The organism is Kitasatospora sp. NPDC040550, assembly GCF_055594965.1.
Genome location: NZ_JBVIWC010000001.1, coordinates 465,380 through 478,916 on the forward strand (window position 1 = coordinate 465,380; position 13,537 = coordinate 478,916).

1 pseudogene is annotated in these 13,537 nt (G+C 74.8%); it reads left to right on the top strand.

The window, feature by feature from the left end:
• Nucleotides 1-12 precede the first annotated feature (12 nt).
• Nucleotides 13-13,479: pseudogene (locus ACZ58X_RS02140) on the top strand (amino acid adenylation domain-containing protein); the annotation flags it as partial.
• Nucleotides 13,480-13,537 lie beyond the last annotated feature (58 nt).

Here is a 13,537-nt window from a genome sequence, read left to right on the forward strand (position 1 = left end):
ACCGTGATCCCGTTGTCGTTCGCGCAGCAGCGGCTGTGGTTCATCGAACAGCTGGAGGGCCCGAGCGCGCTCTACAACACCCCGTTCGCCGTCCGGCTGACCGGTGGGCTCGACGCCGCCGTCCTCACCGTCGCGCTGCGTGACGTGCTCGCCCGGCACGAGGTGCTGCGCACCACCTTCCCCGCCGTCGACGGCCGCCCGCAGCAGTCGATCGCCGAGCCGCGGAGCCCCGCCGTCACCGCCGTCGAGGTGGCCGCCGTCCCGGTCTCCGACGAGGCCGACCTGACCGCCCGGCTGGCCGCGGCGGCCGGGCACGTCTTCGACCTCGCGACCGAACTGCCCATCCGCTGCACGCTGTTCTCGCTCTCCGCCGAGGAGCACGTGCTGCTGGTGCTGATGCACCACATCGCCAGCGACGGCTGGTCCGTCCCCCCGCTCTTCCGCGACCTGGACACCGCCTACCGGGCCCGCCGCGCCGGCACCGCGCCGCAGTGGGAGCCGCTGCCCGTCCAGTACGCCGACTACACCCTCTGGCAGCGTGAACTCCTCGGCGAGGAGGACGACCCGGACAGCGTGCTCGCCACCCAACTCGCCCACTGGCAGCGCGCCCTGGCCGAGGCACCGGAGGAGCTGGCCCTGCCCTACGACCGGCCGCGCCCGACCGCGCCCACCCGGCTGGGCGGCGCCGCCGAGCTCGACCTGGACGCCGAACTGCACGCGGGCCTGTCCGAGTTGGCGGCGACCGAACGGGCCAGCCTGTTCATGGTCCTGCAAGCCGCCGTCGCCGCCCTCTACACCCGGCTCGGCGCGGGCACCGACCTCCCGCTCGGCACCGCGGTGGCCGGGCGCACCGACGAGGGCCTGGACGACCTGGTCGGCTTCTTCGTCAACACCCTCGTCCTGCGCACCGACACCTCCGGCGACCCCAGCTTCCGCGAGCTGCTGGCGCGCGTCCGCCGCCTCGACCTGGACGCCTTCGACCAGCAGGACGTGCCCTTCGAGCGCCTGGTCGAGCAGCTCAACCCGGCCCGCGTCCCGGCCCGCCACCCGCTGTTCCAGACCATGCTGACGCTGGACAGCGACGAGGACCTCCCCGCCGACTTCGCCGGGCTCGACTGCCGGGAGCACGTCCTCGACCAGCACCTCGCCAAGTTCGACCTGTCCTTCGCCTTCGTCGAGCAGCACGACGCGCTGGGCGTCGCCAACGGTCTGACCGGCGCCGTGGAGTACGCGGCGGACCTCTTCGACCACGCCACCGCCGCCACCCTCGGCGAGCGCCTCGCCCGGGTGCTGCGGGCGGCCGCCGCCGACCCGGACGCGCCCATCGGCAGCATCGAGATCCTCGACCCGACGGAGCGCGAGCTGCTGCTGTCCGGTTGGCACGGGCCGGCGGCGCAGCTTCCGGCGGGTTCCGTGCCCGAGCTGTTCGAGGCGCAGGCCGCCGCGACGCCCGAGGCCGTCGCCCTGGTCGCGGGTTCCACCGAGCTGACGTACGCCGAACTCAACGCCCGGGCCAACGGTTTGGCCCTGCGCCTGGTCGAGGCGGGCGTCGGCACCGAGACCCCGGTCGCCCTGCTACTGGAGCGCTCCCCCGCGCTGGTCATCGCCCTGCTCGCGGTACTCAAGGCCGGCGGCAGCTACGTACCCCTGGACGACGCCCAACCACGGGAGCGCCTCGCGGCCGTGCTCGCCGACGCGGGCGCCCGGATCGCCGTCACCGACCGCGACCACCCCGCGCTGGCCGGGCTGACCACCCTCACCATCGGCGAACAGACCGCCGCCAACCTCGAACTCACCCTCACCGGCGAGCAGTTGGCCTACGTGATGCACACCTCCGGCTCCACCGGCACCCCCAAGGGCATCGGCATCACCCACCGCTCGATCGTCGACCTCGCCCTCGGCGGGGCCTTCACCGGGGAGCACCTCGCCCGGGTCGCGGTGCACTCGCCCACCGCCTTCGACGCCTCCACCTACGAGTTCTGGGCCCCGCTGCTCTCCGGCGGCCGTGTCGTCATCGCCCCGCCCGGGCGGCTCGGGATCGCCGAACTCGCCGACCTGCTCGGCCGGCAGCAGGTCTCCGGCGCCTTCGTCACCGCCGGGCTGTTCAACGTGCTGGCCACCGAGGCCCCGCGGTCCTTCGCCGGGATGCGCGAGGTCTGGACCGGCGGGGACATCGCCTCGCCCGCGGGCATCCGGCGCGTCCTGGAGGCCTGCCCCGGCCTGCGGGTGGTGAACGCCTACGGCCCGACCGAGGCCACCACCTTCGCCACCCGCCACGCGATGACCTCTCCCGAGGAGGTGCCCGCCGCCGTGGTGCCGATCGGCCGCCCGCTGCCCAACACCCGGGCGTACGTCCTCGACGACGCCCTCCGGCCGGTCCCGGTCGGCGTCCCCGGCGAGCTGTACCTCGCCGGGCCCGGGCTGGCCCGCGGCTACATCGGCCGCCCGGCGCTCACCGCCGAGCGCTTCGTCGCCGACCCGTACGGCACGCCCGGAAGCCGGATGTACCGCACCGGCGACCTGGTGCGCTGGAGCACTACGGGCGAACTGGAGTTCGTCGGTCGAACGGACGACCAGGTCAAGGTCCGCGGCTTCCGGATCGAACTCGCCGAGGTGGAGGCCGCGTTCGCGGCCCACCCGGCCGTCCGGCAGGCCTTCGCGACGGTCCGCCAGGACCAGCCCGGCGACAAGCGCCTGGTCGCCTACGTCACCGGCGACGCCCCGCTCGACGAGCTGCGCGCCTTCGTCACCGACCGGCTGCCCGGCTACATGCTCCCCGCCGCCGTCGTGCCGCTGGCCGCCCTGCCGGTCAACTCCAACGGCAAGGTCGACCGGCGCGCCCTGCCCGCCCCCGACTACTCCACCGCCACCCCCGGCCGGGCCGCCCGCAACGCCACCGAGCAGACCCTGTGCGCGCTCTTCGCCGAGGTCCTCGGAACCGCCGAACCGAGCATCGACGACAACTTCTTCGACCTGGGCGGGCACTCCCTGCTCGCCACCAGGCTCACCAGCCGCATCCGCACCGCCCTCGGCACCGAACTCCCCCTGCGCACCCTGTTCGACCACCCCACCATCGCCGCCCTGGCCCAGCATCTCGGCGCGGACACCACCCCGGTGCGGGCCGGGCTGACGGCGCGCACCCGCCCGGAGCTGGTGCCGCTCTCCTACGCCCAGCAACGCCTCTGGTTCATCGACCAGTTCGAGGGCCCGAGCGCCCTCTACAACACCCCCTTCGCCCTCCGGCTCACCGGCCCGGTCGACACCGGGGCGCTGACCGCCGCGCTGCACGACCTGCTGGCCCGGCACGAGGTGCTGCGCACCCTCTTCCCCGTCGCCGACGGGCGGCCCCACCAGCTGGTCGCCGACTCCGTCGAGCCCACCCTGACCGTCACCGCCGTCGCCGACGAGACCGAGCTGGCCGGACTGCTGGACCGGGCGAACTCGCACGCCTTCGACCTCGCCACCGAACTGCCGCTCCGGGCAGCGCTGTTCTCGCTCCCCGACGAGCGGCACGTGCTGCTGCTCCTGCTGCACCACATCGCCAGCGACGGCTGGTCCGTCGCCCCGCTCTTCCGCGACCTGGGTGAGGCCTACCGGGCCCGCAGCCACGGAGACGCGCCGCAGTGGGAGCCGCTGCCCGTCCAGTACGCCGACTACACCCTCTGGCAGCGCGAACTCCTCGGCGACGAGGAGGACCGGGACAGCCTGATCGGACGGCAACTCGCCTTCTGGCAGGACTCCCTGGCCGGCGCGCCCGAGGAACTGGCCCTCCCCTACGACCGACCGCGCCCGGCCGCGCCGAGCCACCGGGGCGAGCTGGTCGAGTTCACCGTCGACGCCGAACTGCACCAGCAACTGGCCGAGTTGGCCACCGCCAACCGGGCCAGCCTGTTCATGGTCCTGCAAGCCGCCGTCGCCACCCTCTACACCCGCCTCGGCGCCGGCACCGACCTCCCGCTCGGCACCCCCGTCGCCGGACGCACCGACGAAGCGCTCAACGACCTGGTCGGCTTCTTCGTCAACACCCTGCTGCTGCGCACCGACACCTCCGGTGATCCGAGCTTCCGCGAACTCCTCGACCGGGTACGGCAGTCCGACCTCAGCGCCTTCGAGCACCAGGACATCCCCTTCGAGCGCCTGGTCGAGCAGCTCAACCCCACCCGCACCCCGGCCCGCCACCCGCTCTTCCAGACGCTCATCGCCCTGGAGAACCAGGCGAAGGCGCCGCAGACCTTCGGCGATCTCCCGTGCGGTGAGCTGGAGTTCGACCTCAATGTGGCCAAGTTCGACCTCTCCTTCGGCTTCGCCGAGCTGAGCGGACCGGGCGGCCTCTCCGGCGCGATCGAGTACGCGGCGGACCTCTTCGACCACGCCACCGTCGCCACCCTCGCCGAGCGCCTGCTGCGCGTCCTCCACGCCGCCGTCACCGACCCCGACGCGCCGATCGGCACCATCGAGATCCTCGACCCGACGGAGCGCGAGCAGCTGCTGACCGGCTGGCACGGACCGGTGGCGGAACTGCCCTCGGGCACCGTCCCCGAGCTGTTCGAGGCGCAGGCCGCCGCGACGCCCGGGGCGATCGCCCTGGTCGCGGGTTCCACCGAGCTGACGTACGCCGAACTCAACGCCCGGGCCAACGGCCTGGCGCTGCGCCTGGTCGAGGCGGGCGTCGGCACCGAGACCCCGGTCGCCCTGCTGCTGGAGCGCTCCCCCGCGCTGGTCATCGCCCTGCTCGCGGTACTCAAGGCCGGCGGCAGCTACGTCCCCCTGGACGACGCCCAACCACGGGAGCGCCTCGCGGCCGTGCTCGCCGACGCGGGCGCCCGGATCGCCGTCACCGACCGCGACCACCCCGCGCTGGCCGGGCTGACCACCCTCACCATCGGCGAACAGACCGCCGCCAACCTCGAACGCACCCTCACCGGCGAGCAGTTGGCCTACGTGATGCACACCTCCGGCTCCACCGGCACCCCCAAGGGCATCGGCATCACCCACCGCTCGATCGTCGACCTCGCCCTCGGCGGCACCTTCGCGGGCGGCGCCCACGAACGCGTCCTGGTCCACTCACCCACCGCCTTCGACGCCTCCACCTACGAACTCTGGGCCCCACTGCTCTCCGGCGCCCGCCTCGTCCTCGCCCCCGCCGGACGCCTCGGCGTCACCGAACTCACCGACACCATCCAGCACGGCGGCGTCACCGCCGCCTGGCTCACCGCCGGACTGTTCAACGTCATGGCCACCGAGTCGCCGAGCCTCTTCACCGGCCTCCGCGAGGTGTGGACCGGTGGCGACGTGGTCGCCCCCGCCGCCGTCCGCCGCGTCATGACCGCCTGCCCCGGCCTGGCCGTGGTCGACGGCTACGGCCCCACCGAGACCACCACCTTCGCCACCCACCACCGCATGACCACCCCGGCCGAGGTGCCGGGCACCGTCCCGATCGGCCGCCCACTGCCCAACACCCGGGCCTACGTCCTCGACGCCGGGCTGCGCCCCGTCCCGGTCGGCATCCCCGGCGAGCTCTACCTCGCCGGACCCGGCCTGGCCCGCGGCTACATCGGCCGCCCGAGCCTCACCGCCGAACGCTTCGTCGCCGACCCGTACGGCACACCCGGCACCCGGATGTACCGCACCGGCGACCTCGTCCGCCGCACCGCCGAGGGCGTGCTGGAGTTCCTCGGCCGCGCCGACGACCAGATCAAGCTGCGCGGCTTCCGGATCGAACTCGCCGAGGTCGAGGCCGCCCTCACCGCCCACCCCGCCGTCCGCCAGGCCCTCGCCCTGGTCCGCGAGGACCGGCCCGGCGACAAACGCCTGGTCGCCTACGTCACCGGCGACGCCACCCCCGGCGAACTGCGCACCTTCGTCACCGACCGCCTCCCCGGCTACATGCTCCCGGCCGCCGTCCTCGTCCTCGACGCCCTCCCCGTCACCCCCAACGGCAAGGTCGACCGCCGCGCCCTGCCCGCCCCCGACTACACCGGCACCCCCGAAGGCCGAGCCCCCCGCACCACCACCGAGAAGGCCCTCTGCGCACTCTTCGCCGAGACCCTCGGCCTGCCCGCCCTCAGCATCGACGACGACTTCTTCGCCCTCGGCGGCCACTCACTCCTCGCCACCAAACTGGTCAGCCGGATCCGCACCGCCCTGGACGTCGAACTCCCCATCCGCGCCCTCTTCGACCACCCCACCGTCGCCGCCCTGGCCGCCGCCCTGCCCGCCGTCGACACCCCGGCCCGTCCGGCGCTGCGCCCGCAGACCAGGCCCGCCCTGGTGCCGCTCTCCCCCGCCCAGCAACGCCTCTGGTTCATCGACCAGTTCGAGGGCCCGAGCAGGCTCTACAACACCCCGTTCGTCGCCCACCTCAACGGCGCCGTCGACACCGAGGCCCTGGCCGATGCCCTGGCCGACCTGGTCGCCCGGCACGAGGTGCTGCGCACCACCTTCCCGGCCACCGACGGCCGGCCGCACCAGCTGATCGCCGCGAGCGCCGCACCCACCCTGCACACCCGCACGGTGGCCGACGAGACGGAGCTGCGCGCCGCCGTGGCCGAGGCCACCGGGGCGGTGTTCCGGCTCGCCGAGGACCTGCCGATCCGGGTCTCACTGATCTCGCTGAACGCCGAGCGGCACGCCCTGGCCGTCCTGCTGCACCACATCGCCAGCGACGGCTGGTCCGTCGGCCCGCTGCTGCGCGACCTGGACACCGCCTACCGGGCCCGCCGCACAGGCGCGGAACCCGACTGGCGGCCGCTGCCCGTCCAGTACGCCGACTACACGCTCTGGCAGCGCGGCCTGCTCGGCACCGAGGACGACCCGACCAGCGCCCAGCACGCCCAACTCGCCCGCTGGAAGCAGGCCCTGGCCGAGCTGCCGGAGGAGCTGGCGCTCCCGTACGACCGGCCGCGACCGGCCGCCCCGAGCCACCGCGCGGGGACGGTGGAGTACCGGCTGGACGCCGAACTGCACCAGCGGCTCACCGAGTTGGCCACCGCCAACCGGGCCAGCCTGTTCATGGTCGTGCAGGCGGCCGTCGCCGCGCTGTACACCCGGCTCGGCGCCGGCACCGACCTCCCGCTCGGCACCCCCGTCGCCGGACGCACCGACGAGGCCCTGGACGACCTGGTCGGCTTCTTCGTCAACACCCTCGTCCTGCGCACCGACACCACCGGCGACCCCGGCTTCCGCGAGCTGCTGGCGCGCGTCCGCCGCACCGACCTGGACGCCTTCGACCACCAGGACGTGCCCTTCGAGCGCCTGGTCGAGCAGCTCAACCCCACCCGAACCCCGGCCCGCCACCCGCTCTTCCAGACCGTCCTCACCGTGAGCAGCGGCCCGTCCCCCGTGCTCACCCTGGGCGGGGTGAGCGGGGCGCTGGAGGGCGCGGGCGAGTCCCAGGCCCACTTCGACCTGAACTTCAACTTCACCGAGCAGCACGACGAGGACGGCACGCCGCTCGGCGTGGCCGCGGCCGTGGAGTACGCGGCGGACCTCTTCGACCACGCCACCGTCGCCACCCTCGCCGAGCGGCTGCTGCGCGTGCTGGACGCCGTCGCCACCGACCCGGACGCACCGATCGGCACCATCGAGATCCTCGACCCGGCCGAGCGCGAGCAGCTGCTCACCGGCTGGAACGACACCGCCGTCCCGATCACCGACAGCACACTGCCCGAGCTGTTCGAGGCCCGGGCGGCCGCCACCCCCGACGCGGTGGCCGTGGTGTCCGACACGGAGCGGCTGAGCTACGCCGAACTCGACGCCCGGGCGGGCGCCCTGGCCGCCGTGCTGCTGGCCCGCGGGCTGGCGGTGGAGGAGCCGGTCGCGATCCTGATGGACCGCTCGGCCGAGCTGGTGACGGCGATCCTGGCGGTCACCAAGGCGGGCGGCACGTACGTCCCGCTGGACGCCCGCTACCCGCTGGACCGGATGCGGCACATCCTCGCCGACACCCGGGCGCAGCTCGTCCTGGTCGACCCGGCGCACCGCGAGCACCCGGTCCTCGACAGCGGCACCGGCGTCACGGCCCTCGACGTCACCGAGACGTCCCCGGTCGGGACCCCCGCGGCCCCGCCCGCCGGCCGGCCCCCCGCCGGCCGCCGCTCCCACCCCGGCCAGCTGCTCTACGTGATGTACACCTCGGGCTCGACCGGCCTCCCCAAGGGCGTCGCGGTGACCCACCGCAACGTCGTCGACCTGCTCACCAACCCGCACTTCCGCCAGGGCCACCACGAGAGCGTCCTGCTGCACTCGCCCACCGCCTTCGACGCCTCCACCACCGAGGTGTGGGCGCCGCTGGTGACCGGTGGCCGGATCGTGCTGGCCGCCCCCGGACAGCTCGACCTGCCCGCGCTGGCCGCGACCATCACCCGGCACGCCGTCACCCTGGTGCAGGCGCCCTCCGGTCTGCTGCGGCTGATGGCCGAGGAGACCCCGGAGGCGTTCCGCGGGGTGCGCCAGGTGTGGACCGGCGGTGACGTGGTGCCCCCGGAGGCCGTCCGGCAGCTGTTCCGGGCCTGCCCGGAGACGGACGTGGTCGCGGTGTACGCGCCGACGGAGACCACGGCCATCAAGACCACCTTCACCATGACGCCCGGCGGGGACGTCCCGGCCGTGGTGCCGATCGGCCGCCCGCTGGCCAACACCCGGGCGTACGTGCTGGACGACGCCCTGCGGCCCGTTCCCGTCGGGGTGCCCGGTGAGCTGTACCTCGCGGGCAACGGCCTGGCCCGGGGCTACGTCGGCCGCCCGGGGCTGACCTCGGAGCGCTTCGTGGCCTGCCCGTTCGGCGGCAAGGGCGAGCGGATGTACCGCACCGGCGACATCGTCCGGTGGAGCGCGGACGGCCTGTTGGAGTTCCTCGGCCGCGCCGACGACCAGGTGAAGATCCGCGGCTTCCGGATCGAGCCCGCCGAGGTGGAGGCGGCGCTGGCCGCCCACCCGGCGGTGGGGCACGCGGTGGCGACGGTCCGCGAGGACCAACCCGGGGACAAGCGCCTGGTCGCCTACGTCACCGGCGACGCCACCCCCGGCGAACTGCGCGCCTTCCTGGCCGACCGGGTGCCCGGCTACATGGTCCCGGCCGCGGTCGTCACCCTGGACGCGCTGCCGGTCACCGCCAACGGCAAGGTCGACCGGCGCGCCCTGCCCGCCCCCGACTACACCGGCACCCCCGAAGGCCGCGCCCCCCGCACCACCACCGAGAAGGCCCTCTGCGCACTCTTCGCCGAGACCCTCGGCCTGCCCGCCCTCAGCATCGACGACGACTTCTTCGCCCTCGGCGGCCACTCACTCCTCGCCACCAAGCTGATCAGCCGGATCCGCACCGCCCTGGACGTCGAACTCCCCATCCGTGCCCTCTTCGACCACCCGACCGTGGCCGCCCTGGCCGGCCGGCTGGGCGAGGGCACCGGTCCGGTCCGCGCCCGGCTGCTGCCCCGGCCGCGCCCGGAGCTGGTCCCGCTCTCCCACGCCCAGCAACGCCTGTGGTTCATCGACCAGTTCGAGGGCCCGAGCGCGCTCTACAACACCCCGCTGGTACTCCGGATCGACGGCACCCTCGACGCCGGGGCCCTGGCTGCGGCGCTGACCGACGTGGTCGCCCGGCACGAGGTGCTGCGCACCACCTTCCCGGGCGCCGACGGCCGGCCGCGCCAGCTGATCGCCCCGAGCGCCGACCCCGTCCTGCACACCCGCACGGCGGCCGACGAGGAGCAGCTGCGGGCGGCGCTGGCCGCCGCGAGCCGGGAGGCCTTCGACCTGGCCGCCGAACTCCCGCTGCGGGCGACGCTGTTCGGCCTTCCGCAGGGCGAGCAGGTGCTGCTGGTGCTGATGCACCACATCGTCAGCGACGGCTGGTCCGTCGGCCCGCTGCTGCGCGACCTGGACACCGCCTACCGGGCCCGCCGCACAGGCGCGGAACCCGACTGGCGGCCGCTTCCCGTCCAGTACGCCGACTACGCCCTCTGGCAGCGCGAGCTGCTCGGCGCGGAGGACGACCCGGACGGCGCCCAGCACATCCAACTCGCCTACTGGCAGAAGGCGCTGGCCGGTCTCCCGGAGGAGCTGACGCTCCCCTACGACCGCAAGCGGCCACTGGCTCCCACCCACCGCGGCGACACCGTCGAGTTCCGGCTTCCGGCCGAACTCCACTCCGCCGTCGCCGAGTTGGCCCGGGAGAGCCGCACCAGCGTGTTCATGGTGGTGCAGGCCGCGCTGGCCGCCACCCTGGGCCGGCTGGGCGCGGGCACCGACATCCCGCTCGGCACCCCGGTCGCGGGCCGCACCGACGAGGCCCTGGACGACCTGATCGGCTTCTTCGTCAACACCCTCGTCCTGCGCACCGACCTCTCCGGCGACCCGAGCTTCCTCGAGCTGCTGGAGCGGGTGCGGCAGGCCAACCTGGACGCCTTCGAGCACCAGGACGTGCCCTTCGAGCGCCTGGTCGAGGTGCTCAACCCGGCCCGCTCGACGGCCCGGCACCCGCTGTTCCAGGTGATGCTGACCTTCGCCGCCGGGCCCGAGGCCGAGGCCGCCCTGGACTTCGCCGGCCTGCCCGCCCGGGTGGAGCCCTCGGCGGCCGAACTCGCCAAGTTCGACCTGGCCTTCGGTTTCAGCGAGCGGCTGGCCGCCGACGGCGCCCCGGCCGGGATCGGCGTGGTGGTCGAGTTCGCCGAGGAGCTGTTCGCCCCGGCCACGGTGACGGCGATCGGCGCGCGCTTCGAGCGGCTGCTGACCGCCGTACTGGCCGACCCGGCCCGCCCGGTCGACGCGGCGGAGATCCTCGACCCCGCCGAGCGCACCCTGATCCTGGACCACTGGAGCGCGCCCACCGATCGACCGGAGACCGTCGGACTCCGCACCGTCCCGGAGCTGTTCGCGGCCCAGGCGGCCCGGACCCCGCAGGCCGTGGCGGTGGTCGACGGGGACGAGCGGATCGACTACGCCGAGCTGGACGCCCGGGCGAACCGGCTGGCCCGGCTCCTCGCCGCCCGCGGCGTCGGCCCCGAGCGCCTGGTGGCGCTGGCGCTGCCCCGCTCGGTGGAGCTGGTGGTCGCCGTGCTCGCGGTGCTCAAGGCCGGCGGCGCCTACGTGCCGATCGACCCGGACTACCCGGCCGACCGGATCGCCTACACCCTGGCCGACTCCGCCCCCGCACTGCTGCTCACCACCACCGACGCCGCCGCCCGACTGCCCGACCCGCAACTGCCGTTGCTGCTGCTCGACGCCCCGGGGACGGCCGCCGAACTGGCCCGGACGTCCGCCGAGGCCCCCACCCCCGCGCTCGGCCCGGACCACCCGGCGTACGTCATCTACACCTCGGGCTCGACCGGCCGGCCGAAGGGCGTGGTGGTCCCGCACCGCAACGTCGCCCGGCTGTTCGCCGCCACCGACCACTGGTTCGCCCCGGGCCCCGAGGACGTCTGGACCCTGTTCCACTCCTACGCCTTCGACTTCTCGGTGTGGGAGCTGTGGGGCGCGCTGCTGCACGGCGGCCGCCTGGTCGTGGTGCCCTTCGGAACCAGCCGTTCGCCCCGGGAGTTCCTGGAGCTGCTGGTGCGCGAGCGGGTCACCTTCCTCAACCAGACCCCGTCCGCCTTCTACCAGTTGATGCAGGCCGACCAGGAGGAGCCGGAGCTCGGCGCGCGACTCGCCCTGCGCCGGGTGGTGTTCGGCGGCGAGGCGCTCGACCTGGCCCGGCTGGCGCCCTGGTACCGGCGGCACGCCGAGGACGCGCCGGTGCTGGTCAACATGTACGGCATCACCGAGACCACGGTGCACGTCTCCTACCGTCCGCTGGACGCCGCCACGGCCGCCGGGCAGTCCCGGTCGCTGATCGGCGCGGGCATCCCGGACCTGCGGCTGTACCTGCTGGACTCCCGGCTGCGCCCGGTGCCCGCCGGGGTGCCCGGCGAGCTGTACGTCGCCGGGGCCGGCCTCGCCCGCGGCTACCTGGGCCGCCCGGCGCTGACCGCCGAACGCTTCGTCGCCGACCCGTTCGGCGCCCCCGGCACCCGGATGTACCGCACCGGCGACCTGGCCCGCTGGACGGCCTCCGGCGAACTGGACTACCTGGGCCGGATCGACGCCCAGGTGAAGATCCGCGGCTTCCGGATCGAACTGGGCGAGATCGGCTCGGTGCTCAGCCGCCGACCCGAGGTGGCCTCCGCCGCCGTGGTGGTGCGCGAGGACGCCCCGGGCGACAAGCGCCTGGTCGGCTACCTGGTGCCGGCCCCGGACGCCGGCCCGCTGGACCTGGACGCGCTGCGCACCCACCTGGCCGCCGAGCTGCCGGACTACATGCTGCCCGCCGCCCTGGTGCCGCTGGAGCGCCTGCCGCTGACCCCGAACGGCAAGCTCGACGAGCGGGCGCTGCCCGCCCCCGAGCCGGGCCGGGCGGGCGGCGGCCGGGCGCCGCGCACCCCGCTGGAGGAGGTGCTCTGCGGGCTGTTCGCCGACGTGCTCGGCCTGGAGCGGGTCGGCATCGACGACAACTTCTTCGAACTGGGCGGCCATTCGCTGCTGGCCGGGCGCCTGGTCGCCGGGCTGCGCGAGCTGACCGGCAGCGCCGGACTCGGCGTCCGGGCGCTGTTCCGGGCGCCGACCGTCGCCGGGCTGGCCGAACTGCTGGCCGCGGCCCGGGACGGCGCCCCCGCCGAGGAGGACTTCCCGGTGCTGCTGCCGATCCGCACCCGCGGCTCGCGCCCGCCGCTGTTCTGCGTGCACCCGGCGGCCGGGATCAGCTGGGTGTACACCGGCCTGCTGCGCCACCTGGACGCCGAGCAGCCGATCTACGGCCTCCAGGCCCCCGGCCTGGCCGACCTCTCCCGCCACCCGGCGAGTCTGGCCGAGATGGCCCGCGGCTACCTGGCCGAGCTGCGCGCGGTCCGCCCCGAGGGCCCGTACGCCCTGCTGGGCTGGTCCTTCGGCGGCCCGGTCGCCCACGCCGTGGCGGCCCTGCTGCGGGAGCAGGGCGAGCGGGTCGAACTGCTCGCCGTGCTGGACGGCTACCCGGAGCTGGACGAGTACGCCCGGTTCACCGGCGGCTCCCACGACCGCGACCCGGCGCTGCTCGCCGCGATCCTGGAGTCCCTCGGCCAGCAGGCCGGCGAGATCACCGACTGGCCCGCCGACGAGGCGGGCTACGCCGAGCTGGTCCGGCACGGCGGGGGCCCGCTGGCCGGACTGAGCGGCGCCGGGGTGGCCCGGGTGGTCGAGGTCTTCCTGGCCAACCTGGCGCTGGCCGGCGACGCCCCGCTGCCCGGCTACGACGGCGACGCGCTGGTGTTCGTCGCCGCCGAGGACCGCCCGGCCGACGCCCCCGACCCCGAGAGCTGGCGGCCCCACGTGGGCGGTCGGCTGGAGGTCCACGAAGTGCCCAGCACCCACGGCGCGATGACCGGTCCGGAGGCCCTCGCGGTCATCGGCCCGGTACTCGCCGACCGCCTGCGCGACCCGGCGCAGGACCCCACACCCCGCCCCTGAGCCTCCCCCGCACCATCGACACCCCCGCACCACCGCGACACCCACCGCACCACCACGC